The sequence below is a fragment of the Streptomyces sp. CB02414 genome (assembly GCF_001905385.1).
In the GTDB taxonomy this organism is placed as follows: domain Bacteria; phylum Actinomycetota; class Actinomycetes; order Streptomycetales; family Streptomycetaceae; genus Streptomyces.
The window spans coordinates 410,830-431,039 of record NZ_LIPF01000004.1 but is presented as its reverse complement, the minus strand read 5'-3'; the positions used below and the strand labels follow the sequence as shown (position 1 = coordinate 431,039).

Annotated in this window: 16 protein-coding genes and 3 pseudogenes; 12 read left to right on the top strand and 7 right to left on the bottom strand. The window is 67.1% G+C overall.

The window, feature by feature from the left end; all coding sequences use genetic code 11:
- Window positions 1–13 precede the first annotated feature (13 nt).
- Window positions 14–961, top strand: a complete 948-nt coding sequence (locus tag AMK11_RS16040; protein ID WP_073727535.1) for a LysR family transcriptional regulator — start codon at window positions 14–16, stop codon at window positions 959–961.
- 55 nt (window positions 962–1,016) lie between these two features.
- Here AMK11_RS16040 and AMK11_RS16035 read toward each other — a convergent pair.
- Window positions 1,017–1,190, bottom strand: a pseudogene (locus AMK11_RS16035) (pirin family protein); the annotation flags it as partial.
- Window positions 1,191–1,445: 255 nt separating this feature from the next.
- Between AMK11_RS16035 and AMK11_RS16030 the strand changes: the two are divergent.
- Window positions 1,446–2,429 carry a tyrosine-type recombinase/integrase gene (locus AMK11_RS16030; RefSeq protein WP_338012647.1) on the top strand — a complete coding sequence of 328 codons (984 nt, stop codon included), beginning with the start codon at window positions 1,446–1,448 and terminating at the stop codon, window positions 2,427–2,429.
- Window positions 2,430–2,800: 371 nt separating this feature from the next.
- Here AMK11_RS16030 and AMK11_RS38515 read toward each other — a convergent pair.
- The 3 genes and pseudogenes from AMK11_RS38515 to AMK11_RS16015 all read right to left on the bottom strand — a co-directional run.
- Window positions 2,801–3,179: pseudogene (locus AMK11_RS38515) on the bottom strand (kinase); the annotation flags it as partial.
- 439 nt (window positions 3,180–3,618) lie between these two features.
- Complete coding sequence (locus AMK11_RS16020; protein WP_073727532.1) at window positions 3,619–4,767, bottom strand: caspase, EACC1-associated type; 1,149 nt, start codon at window positions 4,765–4,767, stop codon at window positions 3,619–3,621.
- A complete protein-coding gene (locus AMK11_RS16015; protein WP_073727530.1) occupies window positions 4,764–5,120 on the bottom strand; it encodes an effector-associated constant component EACC1 in 357 nt (118 codons plus the stop codon). Before AMK11_RS16015 ends, AMK11_RS16020 begins: the two co-directional genes overlap by 4 nt.
- A 233-nt stretch (window positions 5,121–5,353) precedes the next feature.
- On the opposite strand from AMK11_RS16015, the gene AMK11_RS16010 reads away from it, so the two are divergent.
- Together AMK11_RS16010 and AMK11_RS16000 are read left to right on the top strand one after the other, a co-directional pair.
- A complete protein-coding gene (locus AMK11_RS16010; RefSeq protein WP_073727528.1) occupies window positions 5,354–6,100 on the top strand; it encodes a hypothetical protein in 747 nt (248 codons plus the stop codon).
- A gap of 778 nt (window positions 6,101–6,878) precedes the next feature.
- The gene (locus AMK11_RS16000; RefSeq protein WP_143194583.1) at window positions 6,879–7,988 is read left to right on the top strand and encodes a hypothetical protein; all 1,110 of its coding nucleotides are present in this window, start codon (window positions 6,879–6,881) and stop codon (window positions 7,986–7,988) included.
- A 38-nt stretch (window positions 7,989–8,026) separates the two neighbouring features.
- On the opposite strand, the pseudogene AMK11_RS15995 reads toward AMK11_RS16000, so the two are convergent.
- Window positions 8,027–8,740, bottom strand: a pseudogene (locus AMK11_RS15995) (aldehyde dehydrogenase family protein).
- Entirely contained in the window at window positions 8,737–9,732 is a 996-nt protein-coding gene (locus AMK11_RS15985) for an Ldh family oxidoreductase (RefSeq protein ID WP_158070981.1), read from the bottom strand. Before AMK11_RS15985 ends, AMK11_RS15995 begins: the two are co-directional and overlap by 4 nt.
- A 420-nt stretch (window positions 9,733–10,152) precedes the next feature.
- Between AMK11_RS15985 and AMK11_RS15980 the strand changes: the two genes are divergently transcribed.
- From AMK11_RS15980 to AMK11_RS15950, 7 genes are all read left to right on the top strand, one after another.
- Complete coding sequence (locus AMK11_RS15980) at window positions 10,153–10,842, top strand: hypothetical protein (RefSeq protein ID WP_079187471.1); 690 nt, start codon at window positions 10,153–10,155, stop codon at window positions 10,840–10,842.
- Window positions 10,842–12,365, top strand: a complete 1,524-nt coding sequence (locus AMK11_RS15975) for a xylulokinase (RefSeq protein ID WP_073727518.1) — start codon at window positions 10,842–10,844, stop codon at window positions 12,363–12,365. Before AMK11_RS15980 ends, AMK11_RS15975 begins: the two co-directional genes overlap by 1 nt.
- 38 nt (window positions 12,366–12,403) lie before the next feature.
- A complete protein-coding gene (locus AMK11_RS15970) occupies window positions 12,404–13,774 on the top strand; it encodes a protoporphyrinogen/coproporphyrinogen oxidase (protein ID WP_073727516.1) in 1,371 nt (456 codons plus the stop codon).
- Between the two features lie 32 nt (window positions 13,775–13,806).
- Complete coding sequence (locus tag AMK11_RS15965; protein ID WP_073727514.1) at window positions 13,807–14,691, top strand: dihydrodipicolinate synthase family protein; 885 nt, start codon at window positions 13,807–13,809, stop codon at window positions 14,689–14,691.
- 85 nt (window positions 14,692–14,776) lie between these two features.
- On the top strand, window positions 14,777–15,136 hold the full coding sequence (locus tag AMK11_RS15960; RefSeq protein WP_073727512.1) for a cupin domain-containing protein: 360 nt from the start codon (window positions 14,777–14,779) through the stop codon (window positions 15,134–15,136).
- Between the two features lie 260 nt (window positions 15,137–15,396).
- Complete coding sequence (locus tag AMK11_RS15955; RefSeq protein ID WP_073727510.1) at window positions 15,397–16,860, top strand: alanine/glycine:cation symporter family protein; 1,464 nt, start codon at window positions 15,397–15,399, stop codon at window positions 16,858–16,860.
- A gap of 204 nt (window positions 16,861–17,064) precedes the next feature.
- The gene (locus AMK11_RS15950) at window positions 17,065–17,859 is read left to right on the top strand and encodes a GntR family transcriptional regulator (RefSeq protein ID WP_158070980.1); all 795 of its coding nucleotides are present in this window, start codon (window positions 17,065–17,067) and stop codon (window positions 17,857–17,859) included.
- A 99-nt stretch (window positions 17,860–17,958) separates the two neighbouring features.
- Here the strand turns inward: AMK11_RS15950 and AMK11_RS15945 are convergent, their stop codons facing one another.
- The gene (locus tag AMK11_RS15945; RefSeq protein WP_206745206.1) at window positions 17,959–18,852 is read right to left on the bottom strand and encodes a tyrosine-protein phosphatase; all 894 of its coding nucleotides are present in this window, start codon (window positions 18,850–18,852) and stop codon (window positions 17,959–17,961) included.
- A gap of 405 nt (window positions 18,853–19,257) precedes the next feature.
- Between AMK11_RS15945 and AMK11_RS15940 the strand changes: the two genes are divergently transcribed.
- A complete protein-coding gene (locus tag AMK11_RS15940) occupies window positions 19,258–20,016 on the top strand; it encodes a GntR family transcriptional regulator (protein WP_079187469.1) in 759 nt (252 codons plus the stop codon).
- The last annotated feature ends 194 nt before the right edge of the window (window positions 20,017–20,210 follow it).

Here is a 20,210-nt window from a genome sequence, read left to right as displayed (position 1 = left end):
GGTTGGCCGGACAATGTCGAACTTCACGCTCCACGAGTTGCAGTGCTTCGACGCGGTTGTGCTCCACGGCGGTTTCCAGGCCGCCGCCGAGCGGCTGCACCGCTCGCACCCTTCTGTGTTCGCGGCGGTCGCCAAGCTGGAGCGCCAGTTGGGCCTGGACCTGCTGGATCGCTCGGGCTACCGGGTGCGGCTCACCGAGGCGGGGCACGCCTTCCACCGCAGGGTGCGCTTCCTGCTGCACGAGGCCGAGGACCTGCAGACCTACGCCGCTCAGCTGGCCATGGGCGAAGAGGCCGAACTGCGTGTGGTGCTCGGGGACCTGTGCCCGCTCCCACCGGTGTTGGAGATGCTGAGCCGCTTCTTCGCCTCACACCCGCAGACACGGCTGCACCTCCAGTTCGAGACGGTCACGGTCCCCTGGGAGCGGCTGCTGGAGGACGAAGCCGACCTCATCGTGCACCGCGTCCCCAAGGGCGACGTGCGGATGGAGTGGATCGATCTCGGCCGCGTCGCGCTGGTTCCCGTCGTGGCGCCCGGCTTCCTGCCCTTCCCTCCGGACACCGACATCACGCCGCAGCGGATGCAGGCCTTCACCCAATGCGTGGTCCGTGACTCGGCGCGGCATCCGTCCGAACAAGGCCATTTCCTGGTCGAAGGCGCACCCCAGAGCTCCGTTCCTGACCACCTGATGAAGAAGGAACTGATCTTGCACGGCATGGCGTGGGGACACGTGCCGCGCTTCATGATCGAGGACGAGTTGCGTGACGGCAGCCTGCTTTCCATCGCCGGACGGCACTTTCCCGGTGTGGTCGAGGAACTCTCGGCGGCCCGCCGGCGCGACCGGCCTCACGGGCCGGTCGCCGACCAGCTCTGGGACTTCTTGGGCCGCCACGCCCCGGTCCTACGCCCGACGCTGGGCCGTGTGCCCACGACTGACCGAGCCGCGGAGCACTGCGGCTGACGCCGGTGGGGGCGGCGAAGGCGCGGCTGGAGCCGAACGCGGGCCCCGCAGTGTGTCAGCGCACCCTTCGCCGCGGTTTCAAAGGCGCGTTCGGCAGCTCCGGCGCGGGCAGCGGAGCGCCATCGTAGCCGTGCACCTCGCCGAAGCGGTCGCCCTTCATCCAGTCCTCACGCGCCTGTACGATCTCGTCGTGTGACCGTCCGATGAAGTTCCACCACATAGCGAACTCCATCAGCGTTTCCGCACGTCAGCGGCGTTCCGGGTGCCTGGTGGTCAGCAAACTGTCAGCATCAGTCGTGGGAGTCGGTCGGCCATGGGGCGGGATTCGCTGGTTCGTGGGATGGGTTCGTTCTTCAAGGAGTGTGGGCATCCGCGGTCGCGGTGGCCCAAGTGTCCCCACACCTACAAGATTCGGTACCGGTCGGCGGCCGGGAAGCAGATGGAGGAGTCGGGGTTCGCGACCCAAGACGATGCCATCGGGCGCTTGGCGGATGTCTACAAGGCGAAGAAGGCCGCGCCGCGGGGGCGGACGAAGGCGGAGCGGATCTCCGCCTACGGGGCGATGCGCTTCCAGGAGTACGCCGCGGAGTGGAAGGCCGGCCAGCGTGATCTGGGCCCGGCGTCGGTGCGGCATCTGGAGTCCCTGCTGGAGCATCACATGCTGCCGCTACTGGGCAGCCGGCGGATGGACGCCTTCGACCACCGGGTTGTCGAAGGCTTCATCCGGGCGATGGAACGCGCCGGCGTCGGACTGGCCACCCAGGCCAACGCCTTCGACAAACTCAAGGCGATCCTCCTGGACGCCCACCGCCTCGGCCTCTTCGACGACCATCCCCTGGCGGGCGTGAAACCGCCCCAGTACGACCCCAAGCGCGCGGTCATCCCCTCACCGCAGCAACTGCGGCAGATACGCGAGGCCGGTGACGACCGCTTCCGACTGATCACCGACCTGATGAGCGGCTGCGGCATGCGCAACGGAGAGGCCGCCGCCGTCAACCTCCGCAACATCGTCGCCGACGACGTCTACCGCATCACCGAACAGGTCAACCAGACCACCGGCCACTACGCCCGCCTCAAACACCGCAAGACCGGCGAATACCGCGACGTACCCCTGCCCGCCCGCGTCAAGAGCACGATCGAACGGTATGCCGACACACACGGCACCACCGACGGCTACCTGCTCCGCCACCCCCTCGACGCGTCAACCGCGTTCCCGCACTACTACCTCAACAACCAATGGCGGCGCATCAAGAAAATCGGCGAGGTCGACATCCCCGAAGGCATGGTGATTTACAGCTTCCGGCACTTCTTCGCCTCCAACTGCCTCACCCATAACATCCCCATCACCGATGTCGCCGAATGGATGGGACACAAGAACATCGACGTCACCTTCAAGATCTACCGCCACCTCATGCCCGGCACCATCAGCACCGCCGCCACCATCCTCAACCACCACCTCACCGCATAAGTCTCCGTGAGGTGCCAATGAAGGTGCTGGAATCGTGATCAGGGCGGTGACACCACGCTTGTATGCCGCCCCCGATATGTTCTTCTCGGTCCGGCAAGAGGGCCACTGGCCTTCGGGCCCGGCATGACTGCTCCCGCCCGTCGATTCGGGACCGGGCGGTAATCGTCCGATACGCGCGGCGCCGGGCTGTCAGGTGCTGCCCCGCTTCCCGTAGAACGTTCCTGTCCTCGTGGTGCCGCTGGGCGGCCTGCAGCAGCACAGCCCCTCTGCACCCGTGCGGCGTCCCATCCTCGACCGGTAAGTCTCCTGGGCTTGCCATGCGTATCAGCAGGCGGAAACGTTGGCCATCCGTGGTCGGGGCTGAGTGAGTCGTCATCGGCGATCGGCTTGGTGGCGTGCCGGGCGAGGGTTTCACCGAATGGCACGTCCAAGTAATACCCGTGGGTCGGGCCGCGATGGTCGGTGTGCAATGGGTGAGCATTTCACCGTAGCGGTCGGAGTGGAGGATGCCTTCGACCACTAAGTGAAACCCGGCGTCCAGGGCGTAGCGGGCGGTCAGGTCGATCAGGCCGATGTTCGCTGCTCCCGGCCGGTCCCGTCCGCGGAGCACGATGCGGCGGAGGTTGTCCTGGCCGACCAGAGCCAGGCTCCGCGGCCGAACCTCTCGCGGAGGTCGACCACGACGGACGACTTCCCCGATGCGCTGTTGCCTCGCAGCACGATCAACCGGGCTTCTTCGGTTCCCACCATCGCAGAGGCCACGCTATTGGCGGCCGGTGACACTGCCTGGGGTGTTCTGAGAGAGCAGCGTTCCCTGCAGGCTGTTTTGTAAGTGGGCGTCGTTGTCTCCGGTAGGTCTGCTCTGCTACTTCAGGTGGTGGGTTTCGGACACGCTTGGCCGTTCGGCACCGAAGACGTAGCGCGGCCGGAAGACTGGTATGACCGTCAGCTTGGCGTTTCGGGGGTGTGGAGCTGTGGCGCAGCAGCGCAAGGGGTATTACCGGGCGGGGCACTATGTGAAGCCCTCGTCGGCGTCCAGTCGGTGGAAGAAGCCGTCCACGGGTATGGTCCTGGTGGCGGGCCTTCTGGCTATTGCCGGTTGGAACACCCTGGTCGGGAACGACTCCGACAACACGGAGAAGATCCCTCAGCCCCGCCCGTCTGGAGTATCGGTCTCGCCTGAGTCCGGTCAGTGACCGCGGTCGCGCCATAGGGCGGAGAGTCGCCACCGCACCCTTCTGAGTTCAGTGGTGTTGCCGCTCGGTGTGCTGGCGCCCGCTTCTTGTGGCACGGACGTGTTTCGACGTAGTTCCTGCCAGGCTCCGTGCCATTGCTGAATCTGGTCGTCGGGGACGCCGCATGCGGACAGGTAGACGGCTGTAGTGCTCCAAGTGGTGGGGAGCGTGTTGCGGTTGACCAGTCTACTGATGGTTCCTGTGGAGATCTGTCCGGCTGAGCGGCTGCTGACCTCTTGCTGGGTCAGTCCGCTGATTTCCCGTACGGCCGCAAGGCTGGTGAAGAAGCCGGTGACGGTGCGGATTGAGGACGGGTCGGGCCATAGGGAGCGGTCCGGCTGAGTGCCGGCTGCGCGAGTGTCCGGTGCGGCGGGAAGGTCTGCGTGGTTGCGTGCCAGCGCCAGGCGGGCCCCGCTGTTGCGGTTCCTGGCCTGTGGCACGGGGTGTGCTCGCGCTTCCAGGGTCAGGCGCAGGTGCCGGTAGACGGCTTCCAGGTCGAGTAGCGGTGGGCCGCCGGGGATGCCGTGGCTCAAGGTGTCGAGGAGGGCGCCGGTGAAAGCTGTGTGGGTGTCGCCGACCGGTGCCAGGGCGGTGCGGGTTTCGGCGGAGGCTGCTAGTAGGAAGGTGCCTTCAACTGCGGCCTGGTCGGCGAGTCCATGGGATGCGTTCATCCTGCCGAGGGCGAGGCCGCTGTAGCAGCAGTCGAGGAGGACGACGTGCCGTTGCGCGTGGGAGGTCAGGAGGATCTGTCGCAGCCAGTCATAGTTGAGGCTGGTCTCGACCTTGTCGGACTGGGTGTGCGGCAGGGCAAGAGTGAGCGTGTCGTGGGGGTCGATGAGACCGTGGCCGGCGTAGTAGACGATCAGTGTGTCCGTGGCCTCGGCAGCCGCCTGACGGAGCGGATCCATCACAGCGCCCGGACCGGGCGGGTTCTCGACGACGGTCACATGTGAGGCGGGCAGGCGCAGGGACAGCGGGCCGCTCAGGAGGGCGGCGAGGGCGGTCAGGTTGTTCGAGACGGCCGGCAGCTGCTCGAGGTGGTCGTACCGGCTCGAGCCGATCAGCACCGCGCGTGACGCCCCCGGGTCGGGTAGGACGCTCACGCGCCCTGGCCCTCGTCCGCGGCGGCGTTCAGTGCCCTGGTTGCCCGTTGGATCTCCTCGGGTGAGCAGTCAGTGAGGATGACGACCGTGTCACCACGGCGGATCTCCACCCGCGGCCGCTGCGGCCGGGTCTGTCGCCACGCCACCAGAGCCAGGACGAACGACGCCGCGCTCCACCCGTTTCCCGTCACCAGCTGCAGCACATCGAGTGCCGTGCCCATCTCCCCCGGCTGCGGCGTACTCCCCCGCACCTCGCTCGTAACAGACCTGCGCACGTCTGGATCCGACCGCAACCAGCTCTGCAGCGAACGCAGTTCTCTGGCGTCCGGCTCCATGCGCACTTCCAACTGCATTCCCGCCTCCCGTCGATGAGCGGAGCCGCCACCGGATGGCGGCTGCCGGTGGCTATCGTCCCCCATTGGTCCGGTACTTCGCGGCGCACTTCGCAAGATCACTTTCAGTTCTGATAGCACGCCATGCGAGCGAGGGTGACTATGGCCATGACCAGGACGGGTTGACCTGTTCCCGCGCACCCCGCTATTGCTTTGGTTTGCCGCGGCCGCGCAGTCGCGGAAGGGGGAAGTACATGATCGCGATCTGGTGGGTCATCGTCGTGATGGCTCTGGGAGTGTGGTGGACGGTCTGGCGGCTCGTCCGGTACCCGGGCGGGTGGGCGTACGCGTTCCACGAGGAGCATCGGGAGGCACGCAAGGCCCTGGAGGATGCCCGCGGCGTCGTGCGCGAGCTGCGGAGGTCCACGCGTCGTGAGAAGTGGCAGGCGCTGGCCGAGGTGAAGCGGGCCGAGTGGGCCTACCGGCGTCGGGTCCGCCAGGTGGAATCCGAGCTGGAGCGGCTGCGCGCACCGCACCGCGGGGAACGGATCGAACAGCTGGGCCGGATCACCCTGTACGAGCACACGGCCCTCATCTCCGAGGACGAAGTGCCGCTGGCCGGCCTGCACGCCCGATTCGAGCTCTCCCGCTCCACGCACGTGTCGTACGTGTACCTCACACAGCCCGACGGGCGGGAGCGCATGGAACGCTACGACGGCAAGGAGTTTTCTGAGGAAACGGTGCGCCGGTTCAGCGTTCAGATCCAGAACGCGGCCGTGGCGGTGACCAGGCTGCAGGAACGGCGCGCCAGCGAGATCCGCGCATGCGAAGCCGAACTGCGTGAGGCACGCAAGGCGACAGAGCCCATAGAGGCGGCTCAAGAACGACTGGAGAAAACACGCGCCCGCCACGATGCCGACGTCAAGCTCCCGCAGGCACGAGCAGCCCTCGACGACGCCCGAAGCGTGTGGCAGGACCTGACCGGACGCCGCCCGCTCTAGCCTCGAAGTTTCGTGGCGGTCCGCTGATGGAGTCGGTGGACAGTTGTCGTGTCGTGGGCTGAGGCTGTGCGGGCCGAGGATCCGAGTGTCGCCGCGGGATGGCGTCGGGTTCCACCGCTCCAGTTTCGGGGGCGGTGTCCAGCAGGCCCTGCACGAGGCCGGCGAGGGCTCGGGCGTCGATGTCGTTGCCTGCGCCGACCGTGTTGTGGTCGCCGGTCAGGACGACTCCACCAAAACTCAAGACACTCCGAGTCCCTACCGAACCCGGAGCGGGTTCAGCGCGTTCGCCCGGGCATCACGCCAACTGCTTCGTGATTCCCCGGAGGCGTACCGTGAACACCGGGTCAACGGATAGGCTGTGAGCGTGACCAGGTCACCACGGGGGGTGTTGCGCTCAGGACCGGACGCCCTCTGATGACAGCGGGTTTCCAGGACGTGTGGGAAACCTTCTTCGCGCAGAGGTTCGACACCCTCGGCCTCTCGCGGAGCGAGACGGTCAAGCAGGTCCGGCTCCGACACACCACCGTCCGAGCCAGGGTCCGGCAGAAGACGAGCGCCTCCCGGCGAACCCGCGCCGACCGGCCGGACTCCGGAGTCGTCCTTCAGACATCGGCGGGCTGTTCCCGACCATGAGTACGTAGAGGAAGAAATCGTCATGCCGAGCCCTCCCCACGGTGGTTCCGTGGCTGCTTTCACGACGTGGTTCCGTTCCCTGATTTCAGCACTCCCACCTGAGCGGGGCTGGTTCTCGGTGTTCATGCACCGCGACCCACAGAGCATGCGGACGTTCCTCTCGGGCGCCGAGATACCCCCGGGTGACGTCGTCACCTCCCTGCTGTACGACGCCGAGCAGGTCGGCGGCCCAGTCCTCGGCATCCTTGGCGAGGCATGGACACTGCACCGGGAAGCGCTCAACGAACACGATCTGCGATCGGGCCGGCGTGCCCTGGTGATGAGGCTGAACCTCGAGGAGGCCCAACAGAAGGCGACGCGGGAGCGTCTGGACGTCCTGATCGCCCGCGGTCAGGACAGTGGCGTCCCGGACCACGTGATGTGGACGGCGCGTGATCTGCATCAGCGAGCCGCGGCACGCTGTGCCGAACTGAGGCGCCGTCTCGACGGATTGGACAGCGCGGAGGTGACCGTCGAGGCGAAGACCCCTGTCACGAGCCCGGGCCTGGCGCCGGTCGCCGGCGGGACAGCGGCTCGAACGGCTCGGCGCAGCCGCTCGGAAATGATCGGAGGGTTCCTCGGAGCGGCCCTGGCCCCCGAATCGCAGACCATGTCCGCTCCCTCCCCCCGCACCGCGGAAGAAGAGAACCCCTCCGGGATACCCGCGGAGGATACGGCCGCGGTCGCCGCCTCATGGCGGGAGGCCCACCAGATCGCCTGGCAACTGGCGAAATTGCGGGCCGAGGGATCCGGCGGAGCAGCGCACGTCCTGTTGTCCGAGACGGTGGCGGGCCCACCGCGCCGACTCCCCTGTCTGGCACAGGCCCTGGAGAACACCGGTCAGGACGCGGACGTGCCGATTCTCCTGTGGGAGACCGCGTCCCTGCCACCGGAACAACTCGCCGTGGCCCTGGTCGCCTTCACAGAGGCGGCCAGGGAGGACGACATCATGATGCTGCTCCGCCATGCCTCGGCACGCCCACCGGAGGACATCACCGCTCTCCTGCACTCCCTCGTCACCGTGGGACACGTGCCGCAGGCGAGGCGTCTCCTGCGGGACATCATCCGCACCGGCCATCAGCGGACCGTCGTCGACCTCGCTCACGCGGACCGTTCGGTGATCGCCCTGCTGCTCCAGGCCGCTGCGGACGTCTCCGATGGCCAGCGGGCGCAACTGGATTACGCCCTGCGGAGCGAGAGGCTGCTCGACACCTGACGCAGCACCGCGAGGGAACCGCCACGGTGCCGGCCGGCTCAGAGGGCGATGGACTTCAGCTCCAGGTACTCGTTCACGCCCGCCGCACCCACTCGCGTCCGGTGCCCGACTGCTTCACACCACCGAAGGCCAGTTGGAAGCCGCCGAACCACCGTTGACGGAGAGGTGCCCGTCTCGGTGCGACGTGCCATCCTGAGCGCGCGTTCCTCGTCACCCGCCCAGACCGCGCCGCTGAGACCGAACCGCGAGCTGTTGGCGATCTCGACCGCCTCCTCCTCGCTGTCGCAGGGCAGGACGCAGAGCACGGGGCCGAAGATCTCCTCCTGGGCGACGGTGCTGTCCGGGCGGACGTCGGCGAGGACGGTGGCGGGGATGTAGTGGCCCCGGTCAAGTCCGTCCGGCCGCGCGGCGCCGCCCGCTACGACCCGGGCGCCCTCCTTCCCCGCCGTGGCAAGGAAGGAGCGGACCGTCTCGTCCTGGCGTGCGGAGGCCACCGGTCACAGGCGCGTGTCCGGGGCGGGCGGGTCGCCCAGTACGAACGCGGACGCGACCTTCGTGGCGACGGTGGGCGCCTCGTCGTACCTGGAGCGTTCGACGACAAGCCGGGTGAGTGCCGCGCACGTCTGGCCTGAGTTCTGAAACACGGAGGAGGCTACGCGGGTGACGGCCTCCTCGACCGGGGCGTCGGCGGCCCAGGACGCGGGCGCGCAAGAATTCGCCCGAACTGCGTACCGGCGGGAGGAGGCAATCACGGCAGCAGTGGGCGCATCACGTGCGCTGAGCGAACGACGGCTTTTGCGAGCCGCGCATGGACGTGTTCGGGGATCGCCGCCTGTTCCACCCTGCGGTAGTAACGGCCGAAGTCGATGTCGTACTCAGACCTCAGACGCTCGAAGTGGACCTCGGCCCGGGAAACGTAGGCCGGATCGAAAGCCGTCGGGTCGAGGGCGATGAGGAACATGCCGACGCGAGGCGCGTCGGCCCCGGAAGCGAAGTCGGGAGAGTCCAAGGAAAACTGGCCGCCCGAGAGTACAGCGAGCAGTTCGATCACCATGGCGAGGTTGCTGCCCTTCACCCCACCGAACGGGAGGACAGGCCCCAGCAACGCGGCTGTGGCGTCGGTCGTGGGCTTACCCTCCGCGTCCAGGGCCCACCCCGACGGGATGGACTCGCCTGCCTCGGCTGCCTCTCTGATCTTCACCCAGGCCACCGCGCTGGAGGCCTGGTCGACGAGGCGCGGCGGCTGCCCCGGGAAAGCGAAGGAGAGAGGATTGGTTCCGGTCAGTGCCTTCGGAGCCCCGAAGAGAGACATCAGCGCCGTGGAGTTGGCACCGGCCAGAGCCACGAATCCCTCCTCGGCCAGCAGTGAGGTGTAGTAGCCGAGCTCTCCGACGGGGAAGCAATTACTGACGCTGAGCACCGCGACACCGCATTCCCGAGCCGCGGCGACCAGCGTCTCTCGAGCCTCATGGACCGCCAGCTGAGCGATGCCGTCGTCGGCTGTCACGGCCACGACGGCCCTGTGTCCGTTACGGATGACGGGCTGGGGCGAGCCGTTCAGCCGCCCCTCTTCGAGGGCGTTCAGGTAGTCGATCAGATGCGCCACGCCCACGGCCGTATTGCCGCGGCGTTCCGCCGCCAGAACTGCATCGGTCAGTGCCACTGCCGTCGCTTCGTTGCCGCCGGCGGCTGCAATCGCCGTTCGGCACAGCAGCTCGAGGTCACTCCAGTCGAGTTCGATCACTCGTGTCGCCTCCATGCGATGAGGCGGCCCCAGCAGGGCCTGTCGAAGGGATGAGGACGCCGCGCAACCCAGACACGGGCGGGAGGTGGACCGTCGGGGCCCGGATACGCAACGGCACCCTAGCCTGCCTTCCTTGACTTACAGAACACCCATGGCAGGACAACTCGAAATCCCAGAATCACCTCTTGACAGCTACTTGCCAGCGAACCTAGTGTTTCGACGAAGTGAAGTTGTAGGACAACTACACACGGAGTAGATCACTCCCCGAGTCACAGACCTGGGCCCACCTCGCCCGTACCGGTCTCCCACCGGGCTTCCGCTCCGCCTGCATCTCCCCGGGTGGCCTCGTGAGCTCCGCCCGGATCCGGCTCCCCCGCCGGCGTACCACTACCCCGCGCACATCACGGAGAGTGAATTCACTTGACCCCTCAGATCATCGTCATGCTCACGCATCACGACGTCACCGTGCCTCAGGCCCGCGAGATCTTCCGGGAGTCGGCCGACCTTCCCGTCCAGTACTGGGGTCTCAAGGACGTGGGACTGTCGACGAGCGAAATGGAGAAGCTCGTCGGCGAGTTCCGAGAGGCCGGCAAGACCCCGGTCCTCGAGGTCGTCCGTTTCGACGAGAGAGACCTGACCGAGGCTGCAGCGCTCGCCACGGCCTGTGGCATCGAGTACTTCACGGGTGGCGGCTTCTCCCACGCCGTCCTGGAAACGGCACGCGAGGCCGGCATGAAGTACTTCCCGTTCTGCGGGCAGGTCGGCGGTTCCCCGATCGAGCTGACCGGCACACCACAGTCCGTCCTGGACGACGCCTCCCGCATCCGGGAGCACGGAGCGGACGGCGTCGACCTCGTGGCCTACCGGTACGCCGGTGATGATCCCATCGCCCTCGCGAAGAACGTCGTACAGCAGCTCGGCCCCGAGAAGGTGATCCTTGCCGGCAGCGTCAATTCGCTCGAGCGCATCCGGCAGATGCACGAGATCGGTCCGCTCGGCTACACCATGGGGGGTGCCCTCTTCGAAGGCGCCTTCAAGCCCGCCGGCTCCTTCCGCGAGAACCTGGAAGAGCTGGTGAAGATCAACGACGACCTGGCGGGACCGAACTGATGACTTACCTCCTTGGCGTAGACGTCGGCACCACCGCCATCAAGGCAGCGGTCTTCGACACCGAAGGTGTCGAGGTGGGCAGCCACACCGAGGAATACACACTGCTCACGCCAAGCGCCGGCCGGGTCGAGCTGGATGCCGACACGTACACGAGCACCTTCTCCCTTGCCGTTCGCGGCGTGCTGGAGAACAACCGCGTCGCAGCGGGCGAACTGACCGCGCTCGGCCTGTCCGCCCAGGGTGAGACGCTCCTCTGCCTCGACGCCGACGGAGAACCGATCGGCCGGGTCATCGTCTGGATGGACAATCGCGCGACCGCCGAATCGGATGAGATCGAAGCCCACTTCGGTCGCTCCACCATCCACTCCACGACCGGGCAGGTCGAGATGGACCCCATCTGGCCCGCGGCCAAGATCCTGTGGCTGAAGCGGCACGAACCCGAACTGTTCGCGCGGACCGCCAAGTTCGTCCTTCTCAAGGACTTCCTCGTGTACCGGCTCACCGGCCGTCTGGTCAGCGAGGACTCGCTTCTCTGCTCCACGATTCTCTGGGACATCAACACGCGGCAGTACTGGCCCGAGATGTTGCAGTACCTGGGCATCACCGAGGGCCATCTGCCCGAGATCGCCGTTCAGGGCGAGATCGTCGGGAACACACGTTCCACCGTGGCGGACGAATTCGGTCTGCCGGCCGGACTCCCTGTATCGGTCGGTGCCCTCGACCAGGCCTGTGGCGCGCTCGGTATCGGCAACTCGGTGCCCGGCATCTTCTCCGAGAGCACCGGGTCCGCACTCACCAGCGTGACCATCGTCGAAGAGCTTGCCCTCGACCCGTCCGGCCAGGTCCCTTGCTTCCCGGCGGCCGTCCCCGGCCAGTACATGCTGCACAACTTCTCCACCGGCGGCATGGTGATGCGCTGGTACCGCGACGAGTTCTGCACGAGCGAGAAGCAGATCGAGGAGCTGTGCGGCATCAACGCCTACTACCTGATCGACCAGGAAGTCGAGCAGGTCGAGCCCGGCTGCGAGGGCCTGATCGTCCTGCCGCACCTCCAGGGGTCCGGCCCGCCGGACCTCGACCCGCACGCCCGCGGCGTCATCTTCGGCCTCACCCTCGCCCACAAGAAGCAGCACATCTCCCGCGCGATCATGGAGGGCGTCACCATGGTCCTCCGCCGCATGATCGAATCCACCGCAAGGCTCGGTGTCGACGTCACGGAGATCTTCGCGCTGAGCGGCGGCTCCAAGAGCGCCGCATGGTGCCAGATCAAAGCGGATGCCACGGGCCTTCCCGTGCGCACCCTGCGCGGGGCCGACAGCGCCGCGTGCCGCGGTGCGGCCCTGATCGCGGGGGTGGGCACCGGCCTGTGGGACTCCGCCGCGCCCGTGTCCCGCAATGCGGTCGCCTTCGACCGCTCCTACGAGCCCCGCGCACAGCATGCCGAGATCTACGACCGGCTCTTCACCCGCTACGTCGCGCTCCAGGACGCCGTGAAGCCCCTGCTGGCACCGGCCGACAAGTAGCCCCGCAACACCCATAGAACGGTTCGAAAGGTAGTCCGATGAAGGACGCAGTAATCATCGGCGGCGGTCTCGCGGGACTGTCCGCGGCCTGGCGGCTCCGGCACTGGGACATCCACATCCTGGAGTCCGACCGCCGTGTCGGCGGCCGCATCATGTCCGAAACGCGTGGCCCGTACACGATGAACTGGGGTGGGCACATGTTCGCCGGTGGCGGCAGCTCCACCGTCGAGCTGCTCGCGGAGACCGGGACCGCCTCGGTGAAGATCCCTGGTTCCCTCCAGGGAATGGCGATGAACGGCAAGTACATCTCCACGGGACCGGTGCAGACCTACCCGTTCCGCTTCCCGATGCCGCTGTCGTCGCGGATCTCCATCCTCACCAAGGGCGCCAAGCTGGGCAAGGACGTGCTGCGCTACACCCAGGCGGTCAGGGCCCGCGCCGGGGAAACCGGCGAGCAGCGCCAGCAGCGGATCTACGACTTCGAGAACGACCGCTCGTTCGCCGACTACCTCGGCCCGCTCAACAGGGACGCGGCCGGCTTCTTCCTGCCGCCCGCGCTGCGCTCGGCGGCCGATCCCCACGAGCTCTCCGCCGGCGCCGGCATCGGCTACTTCAGCCTCATCTGGAACATCGGTCAGGGCCTGGGACGAGCCATCCTCGGCGGTGCTTCCACCCTTACGGAGGGGATCGCCCAGACCATGCGCGACCGCATCGACCTGGGGGCCGTCGTGCACGAGGTCGTGCAGAACAAGGACCACGTCGTCGTCCGGTACACCAAGGACGGCGTCGACCACGAGCTCAAGGCGCGAACCGCAGTCATGGCCACTCCCGCACCGATCACTCATCGCCTGGGGGTCAACCTCCCCAGCGAGCTGCGCGACGCCTTGTCGCAGGTCAAGTACGGAGTGCACGTCGCGGGCTGCATGCTGACCGACGAGCAGCACTCGATGCCGTACGACGGCACCTACGGCATCGCCGTCGCCAACAAGTCGTTCGCGGTCGCGCTCAACCAGGGCAACATCACCCACGGGCGGGAAACAGTCCGTAGCCCCGGCGGATCGATGATGACCTTCTCCCCCGCCAGCCTGGGCCGCAAGCTGTGGGACTTGGACAAGGAAGACATCGCGAAGCAGTACGTACGGGAACTCGACGAGATCTTCCCCGGGTTCGAGGACAACGTGGTCGAGGCACGCGTCGAGAAGTTCGAGTTCGGTTCACCGTACTGCTTCCCCGGCCGCGCCAAGCTGCAGCCCACGCTGACCCGTCCCGCCGAGCGCATCTTCCTCGCCGGTGACTATCTCGGGACCCTCTACACCGAGACGGCGATCACCTCCGGTTTCACCGCCGCTCAGCGCGCCGTCAGCCTTCTGAGCACCCGTCGCCAGTCACTTACACCCGGCGCAGCCTGACAGCGGTCCGCATCACCGAAAGGAAAACCACCATGAGCGTCAAGCTCGAAGGCGTCCTGACCGCGCTGCCGACTCCGTTCGACGACAGCGGGAGCATCGACGTCACTCTGTTGCAGCAGGTGATCGACCGCAATGTCGACGCCGGCGTGGACGCTCTCGTGGCCGGCGGAGGCACCGGTGAGGTCGGCTCGCTCGACGACGACGAGCGCAGCCGGCTCTTCGCCGCAGCCGCCGCGCACACCGCCGGCCGCATCCCCCTCGTAGCCAACGTCGGCTCTCTCACCGCACGCCGTGCCATAAGCCTGGCAGCCTCCGCCGAGGCCTCCGGTGCCGACGCGCTGATGCTCATCGCTCCCTTCTACGAGCCACTGAGCATCGACGAGATCACCGAGTACTTCGAGACCGTCGCCTCCGCCACGAAGCTCCCCATCATGCTCTACAACAATCCGGGAGTGGCCGGTGTCAACCTCGACGCCGAGACGCTGGCCCGTCTGGGCCGCCGTATCGACAACGTGCAGTACGTCAAGGACTCCAGTCAGGACTGGGAGCAGGCACTGCGTCTGATCCACCACCACAGTGATGACATCAAGCTGATCATGGGCTGGGACAGCTACAGCTTCAGCGCTCTCCTCGAAGGCGCCGCGGGCGTCATGGCGGGCGCCGCCAACGTGGTCCCGGACGAGATCGTCGCCGTCCGCCGCGCCATTCGCGACGGCGACATCGAGCGCGCGCGCAAGGAGTGGCGACGGGTCTACCCCGTCATCGACGCCATGCTCGCCCTCCCGTTCACGCAGGCCGTCAAGGCAGGAATGCAGCTGCGCGGCGTCGGCATCGGCGACCCTCGGCCACCGCTCAAGAAGCTGTCCGCCGAAGACATCACTCTTCTCCAGGAGGCCCTTTCACGCCTCGACGGCTGAACGGACGGCCGGACGACCGGACGCGGGCTGAGCGGCGGGAGTCACTCAGCCCTCCCTCGACCATCTCTTCGCAAGGACCGACACCATGACGAACGCCCCCCTCACTGTCATTCGCCGAGCCGACACCAAGGTCTTCTACGAGGGCCCCGAGGAATGCCGCGAGTACTTCCGCAACAACGACATCTGGTTCGGCAGCTCCCTGGTGAACCCGGGCGATGTCGGCGCCGTCGATCCCGGTCACGTCGGTGCCTGGGAAGTCTTCTACTGCGTCTCGGGCGAGGGTGTCATGGACGACGGTGAGAACGAGTACACCCTCCGAGCCGGCGACTCCTTGGCCTTCCCACCCAGCGTCCCGCACCGCATCCACAACCGGGGCACGGAGCCCGTCCTGATGGTGTGGGCCGGGGGTTCCGGCCCGGGCGACGCACCCGTCGCGACGTCCTGAGCCGCCTCCCGGCACTCCTCTCATCCGTTCATCACATTCCCCGGGTGCTGGCACCGCTCCCGCCGCGTGAGCCGCGGCCTCGCCCAGGGCCTCAAGACAGCCGGTTCGGTGGGTGCCACGAGTCTCGCGGCACCTGTCGCTCCACACCCCCGGGGGCCGTCAGGGGCGCATCCCCTGAGTCCTTCCGACGGCGACCGTCGGTCCGCGCCCCCGGTCCCGGGAACTCAGCCCGGGACAACTGAGACGCTGGAGTTCTTGACATGGAAATGCTGACCACCGTCAGCGGGTGGCTCTGGAATCCGCTGGCCTACTTCGCCCTCGGCCTCGGTGTCTTCTTCACGTTGCTCACCAAGGGCGTTCAGTTCCGCCGCCTGCCGGACATGATCCGGCAGCTGCGGTCCGGCAAGTCCGGTGACAGTGGTCTTTCCTCGTTCCAGACGCTGGCGCTGACACTGTCGAGCCGGGTAGGTGTCGGCAGCATCGCGGGAGTGGCGACGGCTGTGGCGGCAGGCGGCCCCGGCGCCATCTTCTGGATGGCCGTGACCGGTCTCGTCGGCTCCACATGCGCGTACGCCGAAGCCGTTCTGGCCCAGGTGTACAAACGCCGGGTGCAAGGTGAAGACCGAGGCGGCATGCCGTACTACATCAAGTACGGTCTGCGGGCTCCCAGGGTGGCCGGCCTCATGGCCATCCTCGGCATCGGCGTCTACGGCTTCGTCCTGCCCGGCATCCAAGTGAACAACATCGGTTCGAGCGCCGAGCTCGCCTTCGGCGTCCAGCCCTGGGTCACCGGCCTGGTCGTCACCGCTGTGCTCGCCTTCGTGATCGTGGGAGGCACCCGTCGCATCGTGAACATGGCCCAGGCTGTCGTCCCCATCATGGCCCTGGGGTACGTCCTCACCTGCGCCGTGATCATCGCGATGCATCTGGATGAGGTGCCCCACGCCGCGGGGGTCATCGTCTCGAGCGCGATGGGCACCGACCAGGTCTTCGGCGGACTGGTCGGCCACGCGGTGGCCTGGGGGGTCCGCCGCGCCGTGTTCGCCTCCTCGACGGGCCTGGGCGAGGGAACCTTCGCTTCTGCCGCCGCCCAGACCTCGCACCCCGGCAAGCAGGGCATCGTCCAGGCCTTCAGCATCTACATCGACGTCCTGCTGATCTGCATGATGACCGGACTGACCATCGTGATCACCGGGGCGTACAACGTCAAGGAGCCCTCGGGCGGCTTCCTCGTCGAGAACGTTCCCGGCGTCGTCGCCGGCCCCAACTTCATGCAGGAGGCGATCGATACCGGGTTGCCCGGCTGGGGCGCGTCCTTCGTCGCCGTAGCGATCCTCCTGTTCGCGTTCACCACACAGGTCTTCTACTTCTACGCGGCCACCACCAACCTGATGTTCCTCTTCGGGGAACAGGGCAACCGCTTCATGGAGTTCGCCCTGAAGCTCGGTGCACTCGCCATCTCATTCATCGGCGCGGTGGTCAGTGCCGAGACGATGTGGGCAGCCGGTGACATCGTCCTCGCTCTCATCGGCTGGCTCAACATGACCTGCGTTCTGCTTCTGACCCCTGTCGTGCGCAAGGTGATCAGGGACTATGACCGCCAGCGCCGGGAGGGCGTGGACCCGGTCTTCGACCCGGAACGGCTCGACATCGGGAACGCCGAATACTGGGTCGTCAAGAAGACGACGAAGAGCGAACCCGGCCAGGCAGGACAACTTACCTAAACGTCAGCTCGCTAGTTGTCCTACACAAGCCGGAGCACGATCAGGGCAGCCGCCGCAGAAGAATTCGACAACATCACATCGACAGGCTGAACTTCACTGCTCGCTGTAGCGTCTCGAGCCCCTCTTCCCCTGGAGGACTGGAGACGCGCAGCGTAAAGTTGTCTGGGGGCCTCAATGGTTGTCCACTCAGGTACGATGGCAGACATGCCAGAGAACGCGAGCGCCAAGGACCAGGTCCACCGACGGGCCAGGAAACACAACGGCGATCGCTCGAAAGTGACCACACGCACCGTTCAGTCCCTCAAGCAGCGCCTCTCGCGGAACGAGTGGGCCGCTGGGGACCGTCTCCCCTCCGAGCCGGCTCTGGCCGAGGACCTCGGCGTCAGCAGAGTCACCGTCCGCGCGGCTCTCGCCCAGCTGGAAAGTGAGGGCATCGTCACGAGACGGCATGGCTCGGGCACGTACGTCAACTCAGTGCGTCCCCTCGTGAGCAGCCTGCATCTCAACATGGGCGCTGAGCAGATGATCCGGTCGTCGGGACGCACACCGGGGATCTCGGAGATGACCTGGCGGCAAGTGGCAGCCGACGAGGAGATCGCCGAGCGCCTTGCCATCGAGGTCGGCGCGCCCGTCATCAGTCTCTACCGCGTCCGTACCGCGGACGGAGTGGCAGTCACCGTTTCCCATGACTACTTCCCCGCCGCGTTCCTGCCGGAGCCCACGGCGACCATCGGCCCCTCGCTCTACTCGTTCTTGTCCACCGTATGCGGCAAGGAGGTCGACTTCGGGGTCGCCACCCTCGAGCCAGCAACCGTAGGCCCGGTACACGCGGCGGCCCTGGGAGTCAGGAGCGACGCTCTGTGCCTGGTGATCAGGCAGGTCGACTACGATGCCGCCGAAAGCCCGATCTCGTACTCGGTTGAGCACCACCTGGCCAGCGCGCTCACCTTCCAGTTGGTCCGGCAAGGACCGCACGCGATCCCTCCGACACCCTCGTGACGGAGCAGGAGCCTCGGGCGTGCGGCTGCCCTCCTGCGCTCCGGCAGTTGGCGCCGTCGCGGAAATGATGCCCGCATCGACCAGATGCTCGCCCGCTGGCTAGCCGGCAGGATCGTCGACGAGCAGCTTGTGCCGCAGCTTCTCGAGGGTATGCGGGCTGAGTCCGAGACCGTCCTTGGCGTAGTCCAGCATCGATCCGTAACTAGCGGTCACCTGGTCGAAGCCTGCCTCCAGATAGGCCGGTTCGGCCAGGAGCACGTGCCGGTAGAGGTCGGCCTGCTCAGGCGGCATCGCGGCAAGCTGAGCCTGCACGGCCGGCGAGCGGTAGTAGTACTCATTACTGAGCAGGTAGTCGCTCATCACCTCGTCCCGCGGCACACCCAGGAGCGTCAGCAGTACGGCGGTCGCCCAGCCAGTGCGGTCCTTGCCGGCGGTGCAGTGGAACAGCTGAGCCCCGTCACCGTCCGCAACGCTCGTGAGCAGACGGCCAAGCCCCCGCGAGAAGGCTGGGCTGGTGACGAAGTATCGCTGCCCCCCGATCATGGCCTGTTGCACCGCCTCGGCACTGCTGCCCAACTCCGCGCCGCCGGTCCCGTCGGTACCCAGCAGGTTGATCATGGTGTACTCGGCGCCTGCGGGAACCTCGTCCGGAACGGCCCGAGCTTCTGTGGGGGTGCGCAGATCGTAGACGTCGGTGATGCCGAACGAACCGGCCCGGGCTCGATCTCGGGGGGAGAGTTCGAGGGCCTGTGAGCGATAGACGGCGCCCATGCGCACCCACCGGCCGTCGGTGGTGCGGTATCCGCCGACATCCCGCAGATTGGGTGTACTGGTCAAGCCCAAAGCGCGGGTCGTGACCTCCACAGACGCGCTCTTGGGCGTGCTGAGTCGGAACCAGGGTCTCACCGCACCGGCCCGCAGGGGCACTGACACGGCACCGGTGGTGACGCGGTGAGCGACGAGCCGCCAGTGCCCGCTGTTGCCTGCGCGCATCCAGACAGTGACGGGCGTGCTCCTGTTCGTGGACCAGGACACTCTCCATGAATCTTCGTCGCGCACTACCTCCGCGGCGATGACAGAGGAGGCCGCTGTGTGCTGGGCCGGCACTCGAGTCGCGGAAGCGGCCCGCTGCCCACCAGCTTCACTCGGGGCCGCCAAGGAGAGCACCAAGGCGCCGGTAAGGGCAACGGTCGGCAGTACACGGCTGACGGACACACGCATGTGTGACCTCTTTCTCTGGATCGGGCGCGAGTAAGGAGGAGCGCTGCGACTGAGGGAAATTATTCATCTAGATGTCTGTACTGCCTAGGGCGCGCAGATGACAGACCGCGGAACGCGTGGTGGACAGTGCGGGCACCCGTCAGCGACTCCTTCGCGAGTCACCTCTAGACTTCCGGTGTGGCGATCGACCGTGCGTCCGGACTTCCCCTCCATATCCAGCTGCACGACGAACTGCGTGCCGACATCGAAAGCGGACGCCTCGAGCCTGGAGCGAAGCTGCCCTCTGAGCTGCTGTTGTCCGAACGGTTCGGAGTCAACCGGCTCACCGTGAGACAGGCACTGGCCGAGTTGGCGCGTGCGGGACTCGTCGTGCCGAGGCAGGGCGTCGGCACCTTCGTGGCTCCCCGTCCCGAGACGGTTGAGATCGATATCGACACCGGCGACTGGGTCACCAAGCACGAGCGTGCCACCGAGGCGGCGGCCATCGCCGGCCGGGAGGTGGTCGAGAAACTTCTCGGCGTCGAAGAGGTGGAGGCGCCGAGGTCGGTCGCCGACCATCTGGGGCACGGTGTGATGCTGTGGCTGGAGACGGTCCACACGCTGGACAGGGAGCCGGTGTTCCGGTCTCAGTACTGGCTGCGCACCGCGCCTGCCCCCGCCCAGGTGTGGGAGCGGGCGGAGCAGGGCTTCGGTTACCAGGCCATTCGCGACCTGATCGGGCAGGAAACGGTCCAGGCTTGGCGCGCATTCGACGCCGTCGCCGCCTCGCGCCGCGACGCGAGCGTCCTCAAGGTGCCCACCGGCGCGCCGCTACTACGCCATGGCGGTCTCAACACCGACACCGCCGGCCGTCCCCTGCTCTATCTCCTTCGCGCTTCCCCCTCTGGCCGGGTGCGGTTCGTCGCGCGTCCCCGGCCTCGCGAGGATCACCGGTGAGCGATCCGTCGCGATGACGCGCCGCGATGCTGCCCACCACACCGCTCCTAGGGGCCGCTCGCCGTGCGCCGGCGCGTCGCCCAGGAGGGGGCGGCACCCCTGGACGGGCTGGACCACCACGGGAACAGGCGGACATCGGCGCCTGCCCCCGACCTCGGCCGCCCTCCGCATACCTCAGCGACCACATCCGGCCT

Bases quoted from the DNA above. Each gene is read 5' to 3' on its own strand.
- AMK11_RS16000 (WP_143194583.1), top strand. From the start codon at position 6,879: ATGCGGACGTTCCTCTCGGGCGCCGAGATACCCCCGGGTGACGTCGTC.
- AMK11_RS15955 (WP_073727510.1), top strand. From the start codon at position 15,397: ATGGAAATGCTGACCACCGTCAGCGGGTGGCTCTGGAATCCGCTGGCC.
- AMK11_RS16010 (WP_073727528.1), top strand. From the start codon at position 5,354: ATGATCGCGATCTGGTGGGTCATCGTCGTGATGGCTCTGGGAGTGTGG.
- AMK11_RS15950 (WP_158070980.1), top strand. From the start codon at position 17,065: ATGCCAGAGAACGCGAGCGCCAAGGACCAGGTCCACCGACGGGCCAGG.
- AMK11_RS15975 (WP_073727518.1), top strand. From the start codon at position 10,842: ATGACTTACCTCCTTGGCGTAGACGTCGGCACCACCGCCATCAAGGCA.
- AMK11_RS16040 (WP_073727535.1), top strand. From the start codon at position 14: ATGTCGAACTTCACGCTCCACGAGTTGCAGTGCTTCGACGCGGTTGTG.
- AMK11_RS15965 (WP_073727514.1), top strand. From the start codon at position 13,807: ATGAGCGTCAAGCTCGAAGGCGTCCTGACCGCGCTGCCGACTCCGTTC.
- AMK11_RS15960 (WP_073727512.1), top strand. From the start codon at position 14,777: ATGACGAACGCCCCCCTCACTGTCATTCGCCGAGCCGACACCAAGGTC.
- AMK11_RS16015 (WP_073727530.1), bottom strand. From the start codon at position 5,120: ATGCAGTTGGAAGTGCGCATGGAGCCGGACGCCAGAGAACTGCGTTCG.
- AMK11_RS15970 (WP_073727516.1), top strand. From the start codon at position 12,404: ATGAAGGACGCAGTAATCATCGGCGGCGGTCTCGCGGGACTGTCCGCG.
- AMK11_RS15945 (WP_206745206.1), bottom strand. From the start codon at position 18,852: ATGCGCGCAGGCAACAGCGGGCACTGGCGGCTCGTCGCTCACCGCGTC.